We start from the raw sequence: 13,437 nt of genomic DNA on the forward strand, positions 1-13,437 counted from the left end.
CCATGAGTTATGTATTTCTGCTGATTTTACTCTTTCCGGTGAAACTCATCCGGAAGCTGTTTCGAAAGGACACGGGCAAGAACCTTGTCATTCAAACAGCCAAAATCGGTGACTTTATTAATGCGACGCCTCTTCTGGCCTGGCTGCAAAAAAGCGATGTGTTGATCAGTCGCAGCGTTGGTGCGCTGGCGAAGCATGATGAGACTATCGAGCAGATCTATTTTATTGAGCAGCATAAGCGCAACCTGTGGCGTAAACTGTGCTTCGCGTGCAGGATCATGAACCGCTACGACAACGTCTACCTGCTACAGCCCAACAGCGTGAACCTCTTTTTTGCCGCCGTCTGCAATGCCAAAAACAAACAATTTTTAAGCATTTACACGCGCAGGTGGTATCACGGGATTTTCTATCTCGCGGCCGACGGTACCGTTGAGCATGGCAAAAAAACGCTTTCGGTGACGAACTACCTGAAACTGGCCGACCGCTCGCTCACATGGCAAGACTCTCCCAAGCACGCCACAAAACCGCTCTTCAAGCCGACGACCTGGCCGGCTATTCTTGATAAACCTGACGTTATCCGCATCGGCATCAGTATTGCGGCAGGCAATAAAGCCAAAACCGTCCCTCCGGGTATCTGGAAGCGGATTGTTGATCAACTCGCTGATTTACCCTGCGAGTTTTATGTCTTCGGCGCGCCAAACGAACAGTCGTGGATGGATGATATCACCCGCCTTTACGGTGAAATCCCTAATTTTATTAATCTTATTGGCAAAATTTCGCTAGAAGAGCTTCCCTGGGCCATTTCAAAGATGGACTGCTATATCGCGTCTGACTCGGGGAATGTCTACATCGCAGACGCCGTCGGCGTGCCGGTGGTCCTGCTGTTTGGACCGTGTTGTCATTACGAACAGCGTCCGCTTGGCAATGTGATGCTGATCGGGAATGACGACAACATTTGTTCTTATGTGTTTGAAACGCGCTATTACTTCCCGCAAGAACGGGAAGCGCTATTCTCTGTCACTGACTCCGCGTTACACGATCTTCAGCAGTTTGTCCGTACATTACCCAAAGCCCGCTCACTGGCTAGCGCTACCGACGCTCAAGGAAACTAATTTTTATGGCTTTTTTAAGCGTCATTATTGCTGCGCATAACGCTGAAGCTACGCTGCACGCCACGCTTTCAAGCCTGCTGGCAGCAATCGGTCAGGACACTGAAGTCATTATTTTCAATGACAGTTCTGAGGATGCCACGCAGGCAATAATTGAAGAGTGGTCGCCGAAATTTCCTCAGATGATCACGCGCACCGTGAACTTTCGTAACGTAGGCCGGGTACGAAACAGCGCTGTCGCGCTGGCATCGGGAGAGTATATTACGATGCTCGACAGTGACGATTGCTTAAAGCCGGGCAGCCTCAGGGACGCAATGACCTTCCTGAAAGCGCAACGTCCGGATATGTTACTGACACGTTTGCTTGAGATTCGCGATCCCCGGAAAATGACTTCAGACTGGCAGGGATTCAACCCTGTGCCATTGTCACAACATGAAGCAGTCGCTCGTTTCTTACGCCATAAAGACTTTCAGGCGCATCTCATTGGCCAGTTTATTCATCGTAGCCTGTACGAAAGCAACCCTATTCCTCCAATGTTATGTTATGAGGATTTCGCTGTCTTCCCCGGAATGTTGATGCAGTCGAGCAAAATAGTCTATCAACGCCAGGGGCATTATTATTACGTCAAGCGTCGCGACAGTTTGTCGAGCAGTCTGGACGCCAGCAAAATTTTAACGCTTGTCGAATGCACGTTACAGATGGAAAGAACATTTCCGTCAAGCTACAGGCATCTTGTCAATTGCCACTGGTTTGATATTTACAGCAACCATCGGTCCTGTCTTACAGACCAACAATTACAACTCGTGAAACAACGCGTAAAGGCCATGTACACATTGTCTTTTTTCCTGTCCACCGATGTTCGTTTTAGCTACAAAAAAAGGGTTATTGAGGCGTTATGGAAAAAATAAAGTTAAGAACTTACCAGTTAACACTCGCATTGAGCCTTATCTCTTTAGCTCTTGTGCTTGTTAATTCAGGGAAACAACGAGAGTTTTTCTATATTGCAATATATGCAAGTATCTTGGGTTTGGCATTTGAGTATAAAAAAATCTCCTGGCATCCTTTTAGTATCGCCTATCCTATTATGCTGATAGGGTTACTTAATCTTATTTGGTATGTCACTTATGAATTGCATAATGAGGGATTAAACGCATACAGTGATTATCTTGGATCGAGTAAAAAATTAATCCTGGCAAGCCTTTTGATTTTTTACCTTGACCGTTTCAAAAATTATGTAACAAAAGATAATTTTGTGAAATACTTCTTAATTAGTACAGCTGTAGGTTATACCCTTGCCACAGCTTATGGCCTTTATCAGGCTGTACAAGGTATTAATCGCGTAGAGATGGCTATAAACCGTCCAACTATCGCAGCGTATGTATATTCTGTTCTATCATTAGCCTTTGTTTACAGCTTATACCTAAAGAATAATGTGAAATTATACCTTTTGGCAGGCGTCGTAGTCCTGATATCTTTCTTCCTGATTCTTTTGACAGCCACGCGTGCCGCCATGGCCCTTTACCTGTTACTGGCTATTATTCTTACACTTTATCATTTCCGAAAAATTCACCTTAAATCATTAATGATTTTTTTATGCATCGTTGCAGGGATCATAGTTGTAAGTTATAAACCATTGATATCACCTAAAATTCAACAAACAGTGACTGAGATAACTAAATATCAGGAAGGGCATGATGCAACTTCTCTGGGGGCTCGTTTTTCAATGTGGAACGTGGGTCTTATGACTGGCATTGCGCATCCACTGGGACAGTCTATTGAAAGCAGGGAATCATGGGTTCGAAATTATGTCGCAAATGGACATCAACATGTTGCAGCAGCGCTCGGTTACATTCGAATTCATTTGCACAATGAGTTTATTGAAAAATATTCACTGCAAGGCATTCCTGGACTGCTAATTTTGTGCTTCTTTTTTGTTTCGATAATAGCTTACTCTATTAGAAGTAAAAACGCGCTGCTGCTAACGTCAATGCTTCTTTTGCTTTTGTATGGACTGACGGATGTCATACTGCTCAGTTCAGAAGCCTTAATCTTCTTTATGATTTTGTTTGCGTTAAGTACACCTTTCTCACAAACAAAGCAGCAATAACAAATATGCCCGCCTGGCGGGCATAACTATTTTTTGTACTGGTAAAACTCCGCAAGCGTCATCCCCACGGTCTTATCTGATAACCAGGTAAAGAGCTGCTCCAGATCCTGATACAGTCCCTCAATCGCGGCCTCGTCTTTAAAAGTAGGGCTGCCGCCAGGCATAAATTCCGACGAATGCAGCATGAACTCTACGTAGTCATTCCCCTGAGCCAGGCACTGCTGCGCAACCTTAATCATCTCCTGCGCGTTACCGCCGGACGGGCGTAACCAGTTAACTGACGGAGAACGGTATTTACCGCGCAGACGATCGTAACCCTGCTTCAGGGAATTCAGCCATGCCGGGTGTTTATACTGGATACTCATCGGCACTTCGAGGAGAGGGCTGTTTCCCGGCCGGGAAATGTCGTCTACGTCCAAAAAATAGGCGCGATCGGGAAAATGCTGGTAATTCGTTCCGCCATTACCCTGCGGGGCACCTTTCGCGTTGCGCCAGTTCACGCGCGGCGTAACGGAACAATCTACCTGATACCCCAGCTCAATCAGCAACCGGGCGTAACGGCTGTCGAATGCCCAGCGCCCGGCGCGATGGCTGAGCATTTTTGTCTGGAAAGTCTCTTCCAGTAAGCGGGTCATGAACAGCACTTTCTCACGCATGACCTCGTCTGAAAACTCAATCAGATAAGGCTGCCAGCGCCAGTCATCACCGGTCAGATCGTGCTCCGGAGGGCTATTCCAGGCATGGAGATGCATTCCCACCTCACCCTGGCCGCGGGCTATGACCTCTTTCGCGAACTCAATGAATACCGGTTCGACGGCCATCTCGTAGTTGGTCAGCCAGACGGGCTTAAAGCCGAAGCGTTCACAAAGCGCCTGAAACCGCGCCAGGTAGCGCGCGTTTTCCGTTTTGATCACCCGGTGGTTCTGCCAGAGATTATCCCCTTCGGTATCGATCGTGATGATAAACGCTGGTTTTTTCATAATAAGTCCGCAAGACAAAATAGTTAGCGCTATGTTACGCACGCCCGAAAGCAGGAGTAAACCCTTCCAGGGAAATTCCTGACATTATGGAGAAAGAGTGCAAGTCGTTACCAGGTCTATTAGAATTGCCAATAGTACAACGCCGATAAGATGATGATGAATAACTTACCTGACACGCCTGATTTGCGCATTTTACTGATCAAACTTCGCCATCATGGCGACATGTTACTCACCACCCCCGTCATCAATTCATTACGCCAGAAATGGCCTGAAGCCCAAATCGACGTGCTTCTCTATGAAGAGACGCGAGACATGCTCGCCGCGCATCCGGCAATCGGGACGATCTATGGTATCGATCGTAAATGGAAGCAGCTGGGGACGCTGAAGCACCTGCAAAAAGAGTGGCAGTTGCTTCGTGCTTTACGCGCTCAGCATTATCATCTGGTGATCAATCTTGCCGATCAGTGGCGCAGCGCGATTGTTACCCGCTTCACCGGCGCACCGGTTCGGCTCGGGTTCGCTTTTAACAAGCGCAAGAATGCCTTCTGGCGTTTTTGTCACAGTGAACTGGTCTCGGTCGCCAGCCATCAGTCGCTGCACACCGTTGAACAAAATCTCTCCATACTGTCAGCGCTGCCGGTAATGGCCAACCCTACCGTCACCATGGCTTACAGCGCGGATGACTGGCGCCATGCTCACCAAAAGCTGACACAAAAGGGCGTGGGAGACCGCTACATCGTTATTCAACCCACGTCACGCTGGTTCTTTAAGTGCTGGGACGAAGGCAAAATGGCGCAAACTATCGCCACGTTGCAGCAGGACGGCCACACTATCGTCCTTACGGCGGGACCGGATAAGAAAGAGCTGGCGATGATTGACCGCATTCTTGCCGCCTCCCCGCAGACGGGTGTTGTATCGCTGGCAGGGCAGTTAACCCTGCGCCAGCTGGCCTCGCTAATCGATCACGCGATCCTGTTCATTGGCGTTGACTCCGTACCCATGCACATGGCCGCCGCCCTTCAGACGCCCTGCGTGGCGCTGTTTGGCCCGTCAAAATTGACGTTCTGGTCGCCATGGCAGGTTAACGGCGAGGTCATCTGGGCAGGTAACTACGGCCCGCTTCCCAACCCTGACGCCATTGATACAAAAACGACGGAACGTTATCTCGACGCCATCCCCGTTGATGCTGTCGTCTCCGCCGCAAGGAGATACCTGCAATGAAGCTTCATCGTCTGGCCATTGTGCGCCAAAAATATCGTCCGGATGGAGGAGCAGAACGTTTTGTCTCCAGGGCACTTACCGCGCTGAGCAATCAAAATCTTGAGCTCAACGTCATCACCCGCGAGTGGCAGGGCGAAAAGCAGGACGACTGGCATATTCATATTTGCGATCCACGAAAGTGGGGCCGCATCAGCCGTGAGCGCGGCTTTGCACACGCCGCACGCGCGCTGTGGCAGCAACAGCAGTTTGATATTGTCCAGAGCCACGAACGTATTCCGGGCTGCGATATTTACCGCGCCGGGGATGGTGTACATCGACGCTGGCTGCTACAGCGTACGCGTATTCTTCCCGCCTGGCGTGCGAAGCTGCTTATGCACGATCGTTATCACCGCTACGTGATGAACGCAGAACGTGAAATGTACCAGGCTCCCGAGTTGAAAGCCGTTATCTGTAATGCGGAGATGATCAAACGCGAAATCGTCGAAGACTTTGATATTGACGCAAAAAAGATACATGTGATTTATAATTCAATAGATTCCAGCCGCTTCGTTCCGGCAGAAGAGAGACAACGCGCTGTACTGCGTCAGCAATTTGGCTTACCCGCTGATGCCGTCATTTTCTGCTTCGTGGGTTCAGGGTTTGAACGCAAGGGGCTGGCAAGCGCTATTCGGGCTATAGCAGGAACATCGGCATGGCTGGTTGTGGTCGGTCAGGATAAAGCGGAAAGCCGTTATCGCGACCTCGCCCGTTCATTAGGCTGTGAGGGGCAAATCCGTTTCCTGGGGATGCAAAAAGAGACGCTGCCATTTTATCAGCTTTCTGATGGTTTACTGCTGCCGACGCTGTATGATCCTTTCCCTAACGTCATACTTGAAGCAATGGCCTGTGGATTGCCCGTCATTACGTCAGAGAGTTGCGGTGGTTCAGAATTTATTGAGCAAGGCCAGAACGGGTTTTACTGTGATGCACTTGATATCCACACATTGAAGGAGGCCGTCATGTCCATCCCTTCACTGGAAAAAAATAATAATATGGGGCTTGCGGCGCGTGAACGCGTCAGAGAAGCAACCCCTGAAAAACTATCAAGTCAGCTTATTTCGCTTTATCAAAAATTACTGGATTAATAATGCGCATCCTAATGATTATTGATGGTTTACCCGGTGGAGGAGCCGAAAAAACGGTTCTCACCCTCTCCAGCGGACTGACAGAACTGGGGCATCAGGTCACCCTTTTCTCCTTACGGAAGGTGTGCGACTACGCCATTCCGGAAGGCATCGATTTTCAGATTGTGCAGGATACCTGTAAAAAACCCTGGCGGAAGCTGACCGAGATCCCGCGTCGCGCCCGTTTGCTGGATCGCGCCATCGAGAAGGCAGAACGCAGCGGTAAATTTGACGTCGTGTTCTCGCATCTGCATAAAACCGACCGTATCGTGGCGCACAGCCGCGTGCTGGATCGGGATAAGGTCTGGTTCTGCGTTCACGGGATGTTCTCCTTCTCCTATTTGCGCCATCGCAGCGGGCTTTCTCGCTGGTTTAAGCATTATAAAATTCGGCATACCTATGAAAACCGCAACGTGGTGGCGGTTTCCGGCGCCGTGCTGCACGACCTCTCTGAAGTACTCGCGATCCCCCTGCGGCGCAAAGCGGTTATCCATAACCCCTTTGATATCCCTGAAATTCAGCGTCTGGCGGAAGCGCCCTTTGAGATGCAGGGGCAGGATTACATTATCCACGTTGGCCGTTTTCATGAACACAAACGTCACGACCGGCTGCTGCGGGCGTTTGCGCTGAGCAAGATCGACGCATCGCTGGTGTTGATGGGCAAAGGTTCTGACGCGAAAATAAACCAGCTCAAACAGCTTGCCGCTAAGCTGGGAATTGAAAACAAGATCGTCTTCCGCCCGTTCGAAACCAACCCCTACCCGTGGATCAAAGGGGCACGCCTTTTAGTGTTAAGTTCCGACTGCGAAGGTTTTGGTAATGTACTGGTAGAGTCCATTATCTGTCAGACCCCACCGGTGAGTACAAACTGCCCTGGCGGTCCTGCTGAGATCCTTACTGGCCCCCTGGCGCGAGGTCTGACAGCGTTAACCGACGAATCACTGGCGAAAACACTGGCAGAATTGTATGCCTCTCCGCCAGTTGTTGATCGCGAAACGATCGCATCGTTCGGTATTAACGCCATTTGCCAGCAATACATTGCTTTGGTCGACAACCAAAAATAATCAGGTTTCATATGCAAAATTCAGCGCCTTTATTAAGCGTGGTGGTTGCCGTTTATAACGGTGAAGCTTTTCTCGATCAGTTCTTTACCTGCCTTGTAAATCAACACATCGACAGTATGGAAGTCATCATCGTGAATGACGGCTCCACTGACCGCTCGATGCAGATTGTCGAAAAATGGCGCGAAAAGCTGCCACAGATGCGGGTTATTGAACAACCTAATCAGGGCGTGTCTATCGCGCGTAATACCGGCCTGGCGGTTGCGACCGGGCAGTATCTCTCTTTCCCGGATATTGATGATGTCTTCAAACCCGGCATGTACCAGCGTCTGCTGGATATGGCCGTCACGCAGAATCTGGATGTCGCCACCTGCAATGGCAACTACGTCTGGGAAAATAACAAAAAACCGTCTCGCCCTATCTTCCCTGAAGATAAGCTCGCCTCGACGGGCGTCATGAATGGTGCGGTATGGTTAAAAAAGGCGCTAGATTCACGTAAGTTCCTGCATGTGACCTGGCTGAATATCTATCGTCACGATTTTATTCGTCAGCACGGCTTCCGTTTCGAGCCTGGCCTGCGCCATCAGGATATTCCGTGGACGACTGAGGTGCTGCTTGCCGCGGAACGCGTTCAGTACACCAGCGAACGCTTTTACGACTACTACATTCACTCCGCCTCGGTATCGCACACCCCGGATAATGACGACACGCTGATTCGCTCTGCGCGCCATTACATGAAGATACTGAAGATGCTTGATGCCATTAACCAGCGCTACCCGGATAAAGTGAAAAATATCCCGGCCTGCCACTGGCAAATCGCCAAAGAGGGTCTGGGAATTATTCATACCTTCGACAACATGAAGGATGAGGCGAAGAAAGCAATGATAATCAAAGAGTTCTTCGACACCGGGATCTGGAAGCTCATCTGGAAAAGTGCCAAAAGCCCGCGTTTGCGCTGGCGCCTGGGCCGACGCTACTTCCGTTTAAAACGGTATCTGGCATAAGAGATAGCTTTAGCACGCTTAAATGCTTAGAATTTCCCGGCCGAAACTAAAAAAACGGATAATCGCTTGGAATTGTTGTATACCGCCCTGCTCTACATCATTCAGCCACTGGTTTGGCTGCGACTGTTGCTTCGTAGCCGTAAAGCGCCTGCGTACCGTAAACGCTGGGCCGAACGCTATGGCTACTGCCGCAATAAAGTGGCGCCGGACGGTATTCTGCTGCATTCCGTGTCAGTCGGGGAAACGCTGGCCGCCATTCCACTGGTGCGTGCCCTGCGCCACCGTTATCCGTCACTGCCCATCACCGTCACCACGATGACGCCAACCGGCTCAGAGCGCGTGATGTCTGCCTTCGGTAAAGACGTGCATCACGTCTACCTGCCGTACGATCTCCCCTGCGCCATGAACCGTTTCCTGAATACCGTGCGCCCTAAACTGGTGATCGTCATGGAAACCGAACTGTGGCCGAATATGATTTCCGCCCTGCATGCCCGTAAAATTCCTTTGGTTATCGCCAACGCGCGTCTGTCGGAACGCTCGGCTAAAGGGTACGGCAAGCTGGGTAAATTTATGCGTCGCCTGCTCAGCAAAATCACGCTGATCGCCGCGCAGAACGAAGAAGATGCCGCGCGCTTTATCGCCCTAGGTCTGAAGCGCAACCAGCTTGCGGTCACGGGTAGCCTGAAGTTCGATATTTCCGTCACCCCTGAACTCGCCGCCCGTGCGGTAACGCTGCGTCGTCAGTGGGCGCCGCGTCGCCAGGTCTGGATTGCCACCAGCACCCATGACGGCGAAGAAGCCATTATCCTTCAGGCTCACCGCCAGCTGCTGGAAAAATTCCCTGATTTACTGCTGATTCTGGTTCCTCGCCATCCGGAGCGTTTTAAAGATGCCCGCGAGATGGTGCAAAAAGGCGGTTTCAGCTTTACCCTGCGCAGCAGCGGCGAAATCCCCTCTGGCAGCACGCAGGTGGTGATTGGCGATACGATGGGCGAACTGATGCTGCTGTACGGCATTGCAGACCTCGCCTTTGTTGGAGGTAGCCTGGTGGAGCGAGGTGGTCATAACCCGCTGGAGCCGGCAGCCCACGCCATTCCCGTGCTGATGGGTCCACACACGTTTAACTTCAAAGATATCTGCGCGAAATTGCAGCAAGCCGATGGCTTAATCACCGTGACCGATGCGGACTCGGTGGTCAAAGAGGTCTCAACCCTTCTGACTGACGAAGATTACCGCCTGTGGTACGGTCGTCACGCCGTTGAAGTCCTGCATCAGAACCAGGGCGCACTGACCCGTCTGCTGCAACTTCTGCAACCTTATCTGCCGCAGCGGAGCCACTAATGTCAACGCGTCTGTCGGTCGTGATGATCGCCAAAAACGCCGCCGACCTGCTTCCGGATTGCCTGGCCTCTGTTGCCTGGGCTGACGAAATCGTCATTCTCGACTCCGGAAGTACGGACAATACGGCGGACGTTGCCCGTGCAGCCGGGGCAAAAGTCTTTACCGACACCGACTGGCAGGGCTACGGTATTCAGCGTCAGCGTGCGCAGGGTTACGCCACGGGCGATTACGTGTTGATGATCGATACCGATGAGCGCGTCACCCCAGAACTCCGACAGGCCATTCAAACGGTGCTTGCCGCGCCACAGCCTGGCGCGGTCTACAGTATCGCGCGTCGTAACTATTTCCTGGGCCGCTTTATGCGCCACAGCGGCTGGTACCCCGACCGCGTGATGCGCCTCTATGCCCGCGAGCGTTATCAGTACAACGATAACCTGGTCCATGAGTCTCTGGCCTGCGATAACGCTCAGGTCATCCCCCTGACGGGCGATCTGCTTCATCTGACCTGCCGCGATTTCGCCAGCTTCCAGCGTAAACAGCTGAACTATGCCACCGCCTGGGCACAGGAGCGGCATGCGCGCGGCAAGAAGGCCACGCTGACCGGCATCTTCACCCACACGCTGGGCGCGTTTCTGAAAACGCTGCTGCTGCGTGGCGGCGTGCTAGACGGCAAACAGGGCTGGTTACTGGCCGTAGTGAATGCCCAGTATACTTTTAACAAATACACCGAGCTGTGGGCGCTGAACCGCGGCTACTCAGAGAAAACGTGAGCCATGAGCACAAAAGCGATTTATCCGGGTACCTTCGATCCGATCACTAACGGTCATCTTGATATCATCACCCGTGCGGCGTGTATGTTCGACAAGGTGATTCTGGCCATTGCCGCCAGCCCGAGCAAAAAGCCGATGTTCGACCTGAACGAACGCGTGCAGCTTGCCACCGATGCGATTTCGCATCTGTCGAATGTTGAGGTCGTCGGATTCAGCGACTTGATGGCAAACTTTGCCCGTGACCGGCATGCCAATATCCTGATCCGCGGTCTTCGCGCGGTAGCAGACTTCGAATATGAGATGCAGCTGGCACACATGAACCGCCATCTGATGCCGGAGCTGGAGAGCGTATTCCTGATGCCCTCCAAAGAGTGGTCCTTCATCTCTTCTTCGCTGGTGAAAGAGGTGGCGCGCCATCACGGGGACGTTACCCACTTCCTGCCGGTTAACGTCCACCAGGCGTTGATGGAAAAGCTAAAGTAACCCTACTTCTGACACTGACGGCAGTAAAACGTGGCGCGCTGAGCGTGCTTCGTGGCAATAATCGGCGTCCCGCAGGCTCTGCACGGCTCACCCTTACGGCCATAAACCTGCAACTCCTGCGCAAAATAACCCGGCTTCCCGTCGCTTTGCAGGAAATCCTTCAGCGTCGTCCCGCCCTGCTCAATTGAGCGCAGCAGTACCGCTTTAATAACTCTGACCAGCAGCTCGCACTCCTGCGCCGACAGCGAGGAGGCCAGCCGATCGGGATGGATCCCGGCGGCAAACAACGATTCGCTGGCGTAGATATTCCCCACGCCCACCACCAGCTTGTTATCCATCAGCCAGGGTTTAATCGGGGTTTTCTTTTTCGCGCACTTCTCTTTGAGATAATCCGCGTTAAACGCCTCTGAGAGCGGCTCAGGTCCGAGATGCGCCAGCACGTTGTGTCCTTCCAGCTCTTTGGTCCACAGCCATGCGCCAAAGCGACGCGGGTCGGTGTAACGCAGCACTTTGCCGTTACTCATCACCAGATCAACGTGGTCGTGCTTTTCCGCAGGCAACTCTTCGGTAAGAATACGCAGGCTTCCCGACATGCCCAGATGGATAATGATCCAGCCGTCAGGCAGCTCCAGCAGCAGGTATTTCGCGCGGCGCTGCACGCTCAGGACGGGTTTGTCACTTAACGCGTGGATCTCATCGGACACCGGCCAGCGCAGACGCCCGTTGCGAACGACAGCATGAAGAATAGTCGCGCCAACCAGATGGGGCTCAATGCCGCGGCGGCTGGTCTCTACCTCAGGTAATTCAGGCATGGTTCCTCCGTTGAGATGCAGAATGCAAAAAACCCCGCAGTTGCGGGGTTTTTCAATACAAGGAGACTAAAATTATTTGATTTTAGCTTCTTTGTACAGTACGTGCTGGCGTACAACTGGATCGAATTTTTTCAGTTCCAGTTTTTCCGGCTTAGTACGTTTGTTCTTCGTGGTGGTGTAGAAGTGACCTGTACCAGCAGAAGAAACCAGCTTGATTTTCTCGCGAATACCTTTAGCCATGATTTATTTCCTCTTTAAGTACTTAGTACTTTTCGCCACGGGCACGCAGTTCGGACAGAACTGTATCGATGCCTTTCTTATCGATTACACGCATACCTTTAGCAGATACGCGCAGGGTGACAAAACGCTTCTCGCTCTCAACCCAGAAACGGTGAGAGTGCAGGTTCGGCAGGAAACGGCGTTTAGTCGCGTTCAGTGCGTGGGAACGGTTGTTACCGGTCACCGGACGCTTGCCAGTAACTTGGCAGACTCGGGACATGTCTATTCTCCAAAAATCAAATTAGCTCGAGCTTCGTATGGGGTATCGGCGCCTCGTCAGGCTTTACAGCCCGGTCATCGCATAGTTCTATTGAACTCTCGATTGCCAGGCCCAAATGCCAAACCCGAGATTCTCAAAGGTGGCGTAGTATACGCTGACTCGGCGGTGTGCTCAAGTCCCGAACAGACAAAGATCCCGATGGATCGCGAGAAAAGGCCTAAATCCAGCCACGTTCGGCAAAAGAAATGTACTCTCCGCGGCCAATTATCAGATGGTCCAGCACACGAATGTCCATGAATTGACAGCATTTGATAATACGTTCGGTAATTGCTTTGTCAGCTCTGCTTGGTTCTGCACAGCCAGAGGGGTGATTATGCGCGAGGATCACGCCGGCTGCATTCACTTTTATCGCTTCCCGCACAATTTCACGCGGATGCACCTCAACATGGCTCAATGTTCCCGAAAAAAGGCGGGTATGTTTCAGTACCCGGTTTTTGTTGTCGAGAAAGATCACCATAAAGATCTCCCGCTCCAGATCGGAGAGCTGGCTTTGCAGAAATTCGCGGGTCATGTCGGGGGTGAGGATCGGGTCTTCTTCCTCCATACGCACGTTGTAAAATCGCCGGGCCAGCTCGGCAATGCCCCGCAATTGGGCATATTTCGCCACGCCAATGCCCTCAACGTGCGTAAACGCCTCCAGCTCAGCGGTCAGCAATCCATACAGTGAACCGAAATGGTCTATCAGTTCTTTCGCCAGCGTAAATACCGTTTTCCCCGGCGTGCCTGTGCGTAAAAAGAGCGCCAGCAGCTCGTCGTCCTTTAACAACGTGACGCCATGACGCAGCATTTTTTCACGCGGTAGCAGCAGTTCAGTCTCTTCCATGCCT

At 51.7% G+C, this 13,437-nt stretch carries 15 protein-coding genes; 10 read left to right on the plus strand and 5 right to left on the minus strand.

Going from position 1 to position 13,437, the window contains the following annotated elements:
- Nucleotides 1-2 precede the first annotated feature (2 nt).
- Genes AM329_RS17355 through AM329_RS17365 form a run of 3 tightly spaced genes read left to right on the plus strand, consistent with a single transcriptional unit; the run spans nt 3 to nt 3,216 of the window.
- Nucleotides 3-1,112: a glycosyltransferase family 9 protein gene (locus tag AM329_RS17355; RefSeq protein WP_032608201.1), complete on the plus strand. Its 1,110-nt coding sequence runs from the start codon at nt 3-5 to the stop codon at nt 1,110-1,112.
- A gap of 5 nt (nt 1,113-1,117) precedes the next feature.
- Nucleotides 1,118-2,017, plus strand: coding sequence for a glycosyltransferase family 2 protein (locus AM329_RS17360; RefSeq protein WP_032608200.1), 900 nt, complete (start codon nt 1,118-1,120; stop codon nt 2,015-2,017).
- Entirely contained in the window at nt 2,005-3,216 is a 1,212-nt protein-coding gene (locus tag AM329_RS17365; protein ID WP_032608199.1) for an O-antigen ligase, read from the plus strand. The genes AM329_RS17360 and AM329_RS17365 overlap by 13 nt, the downstream gene beginning before the upstream one ends.
- A gap of 26 nt (nt 3,217-3,242) precedes the next feature.
- Here the strand turns inward: AM329_RS17365 and AM329_RS17370 are convergent, their stop codons facing one another.
- The gene (locus AM329_RS17370; protein ID WP_032608198.1) at nt 3,243-4,196 is read right to left on the minus strand and encodes a polysaccharide deacetylase family protein; all 954 of its coding nucleotides are present in this window, start codon (nt 4,194-4,196) and stop codon (nt 3,243-3,245) included.
- Nucleotides 4,197-4,346: 150 nt separating this feature from the next.
- Here AM329_RS17370 and rfaQ point away from each other — a divergent pair, with 150 nt between their 5' ends.
- From rfaQ to coaD, 7 genes are all read left to right on the plus strand, one after another.
- Nucleotides 4,347-5,417, plus strand: a complete 1,071-nt coding sequence (gene rfaQ, locus AM329_RS17375; protein ID WP_072163321.1) for a putative lipopolysaccharide heptosyltransferase III — start codon at nt 4,347-4,349, stop codon at nt 5,415-5,417.
- Entirely contained in the window at nt 5,414-6,541 is a 1,128-nt protein-coding gene (locus tag AM329_RS17380) for a glycosyltransferase family 4 protein (protein ID WP_023315168.1), read from the plus strand. The genes rfaQ and AM329_RS17380 overlap by 4 nt, the downstream gene beginning before the upstream one ends.
- 2 nt (nt 6,542-6,543) lie before the next feature.
- Entirely contained in the window at nt 6,544-7,644 is a 1,101-nt protein-coding gene (locus AM329_RS17385) for a glycosyltransferase (protein ID WP_022650148.1), read from the plus strand.
- 11 nt (nt 7,645-7,655) lie between these two features.
- Nucleotides 7,656-8,645 carry a glycosyltransferase gene (locus AM329_RS17390; protein ID WP_023315167.1) on the plus strand — a complete coding sequence of 330 codons (990 nt, stop codon included), beginning with the start codon at nt 7,656-7,658 and terminating at the stop codon, nt 8,643-8,645.
- 66 nt (nt 8,646-8,711) lie between these two features.
- Nucleotides 8,712-9,986, plus strand: a complete 1,275-nt coding sequence (gene waaA / locus AM329_RS17395) for a lipid IV(A) 3-deoxy-D-manno-octulosonic acid transferase (RefSeq protein ID WP_003860874.1) — start codon at nt 8,712-8,714, stop codon at nt 9,984-9,986.
- A complete protein-coding gene (locus AM329_RS17400; protein WP_003860875.1) occupies nt 9,986-10,756 on the plus strand; it encodes a glycosyltransferase family 2 protein in 771 nt (256 codons plus the stop codon). The genes waaA and AM329_RS17400 overlap by 1 nt, the downstream gene beginning before the upstream one ends.
- Before the next feature lie 3 nt (nt 10,757-10,759).
- Entirely contained in the window at nt 10,760-11,239 is a 480-nt protein-coding gene (gene coaD, locus AM329_RS17405; protein WP_023315165.1) for a pantetheine-phosphate adenylyltransferase, read from the plus strand.
- A 2-nt stretch (nt 11,240-11,241) separates the two neighbouring features.
- On the opposite strand, the gene mutM is transcribed toward coaD, so the two are convergent.
- The 4 genes from mutM to radC form a co-directional block, all read right to left on the minus strand.
- Nucleotides 11,242-12,051: a bifunctional DNA-formamidopyrimidine glycosylase/DNA-(apurinic or apyrimidinic site) lyase gene (gene mutM, locus AM329_RS17410; RefSeq protein WP_003860879.1), complete on the minus strand. Its 810-nt coding sequence runs from the start codon at nt 12,049-12,051 to the stop codon at nt 11,242-11,244.
- A gap of 72 nt (nt 12,052-12,123) precedes the next feature.
- The gene (gene rpmG, locus AM329_RS17415) at nt 12,124-12,291 is read right to left on the minus strand and encodes a 50S ribosomal protein L33 (protein ID WP_003024094.1); all 168 of its coding nucleotides are present in this window, start codon (nt 12,289-12,291) and stop codon (nt 12,124-12,126) included.
- 22 nt (nt 12,292-12,313) lie between these two features.
- On the minus strand, nt 12,314-12,550 hold the full coding sequence (rpmB, locus tag AM329_RS17420) for a 50S ribosomal protein L28 (RefSeq protein ID WP_002436699.1): 237 nt from the start codon (nt 12,548-12,550) through the stop codon (nt 12,314-12,316).
- Between the two features lie 217 nt (nt 12,551-12,767).
- Entirely contained in the window at nt 12,768-13,433 is a 666-nt protein-coding gene (gene radC, locus AM329_RS17425) for a DNA repair protein RadC (RefSeq protein WP_006812419.1), read from the minus strand.
- Between the last annotated feature and the right edge of the window lie 4 nt (nt 13,434-13,437).

It is taken from the genome of Enterobacter cloacae complex sp. AR_0002, assembly GCF_001922365.1.
Classification (GTDB): Bacteria; Pseudomonadota; Gammaproteobacteria; order Enterobacterales; family Enterobacteriaceae; genus Enterobacter; species Enterobacter hormaechei_C.

What these genes read in the sequence shown, in the direction of transcription:
- AM329_RS17355 (WP_032608201.1), top strand. Translation starts at nt 3, where the DNA reads ATGAGTTATGTATTTCTGCTGATTTTACTCTTTCCGGTGAAACTCATC.
- AM329_RS17360 (WP_032608200.1), top strand. Translation starts at nt 1,118, where the DNA reads ATGGCTTTTTTAAGCGTCATTATTGCTGCGCATAACGCTGAAGCTACG.
- AM329_RS17365 (WP_032608199.1), top strand. Translation starts at nt 2,005, where the DNA reads ATGGAAAAAATAAAGTTAAGAACTTACCAGTTAACACTCGCATTGAGC.
- AM329_RS17370 (WP_032608198.1), bottom strand. Translation starts at nt 4,196, where the DNA reads ATGAAAAAACCAGCGTTTATCATCACGATCGATACCGAAGGGGATAAT.
- rfaQ (WP_072163321.1), top strand. Translation starts at nt 4,347, where the DNA reads ATGATGATGAATAACTTACCTGACACGCCTGATTTGCGCATTTTACTG.
- AM329_RS17380 (WP_023315168.1), top strand. Translation starts at nt 5,414, where the DNA reads ATGAAGCTTCATCGTCTGGCCATTGTGCGCCAAAAATATCGTCCGGAT.
- AM329_RS17385 (WP_022650148.1), top strand. Translation starts at nt 6,544, where the DNA reads ATGCGCATCCTAATGATTATTGATGGTTTACCCGGTGGAGGAGCCGAA.
- AM329_RS17390 (WP_023315167.1), top strand. Translation starts at nt 7,656, where the DNA reads ATGCAAAATTCAGCGCCTTTATTAAGCGTGGTGGTTGCCGTTTATAAC.
- AM329_RS17400 (WP_003860875.1), top strand. Translation starts at nt 9,986, where the DNA reads ATGTCAACGCGTCTGTCGGTCGTGATGATCGCCAAAAACGCCGCCGAC.
- coaD (WP_023315165.1), top strand. Translation starts at nt 10,760, where the DNA reads ATGAGCACAAAAGCGATTTATCCGGGTACCTTCGATCCGATCACTAAC.
- mutM (WP_003860879.1), bottom strand. Translation starts at nt 12,051, where the DNA reads ATGCCTGAATTACCTGAGGTAGAGACCAGCCGCCGCGGCATTGAGCCC.
- rpmG (WP_003024094.1), bottom strand. Translation starts at nt 12,291, where the DNA reads ATGGCTAAAGGTATTCGCGAGAAAATCAAGCTGGTTTCTTCTGCTGGT.
- rpmB (WP_002436699.1), bottom strand. Translation starts at nt 12,550, where the DNA reads ATGTCCCGAGTCTGCCAAGTTACTGGCAAGCGTCCGGTGACCGGTAAC.
- radC (WP_006812419.1), bottom strand. Translation starts at nt 13,433, where the DNA reads ATGGAAGAGACTGAACTGCTGCTACCGCGTGAAAAAATGCTGCGTCAT.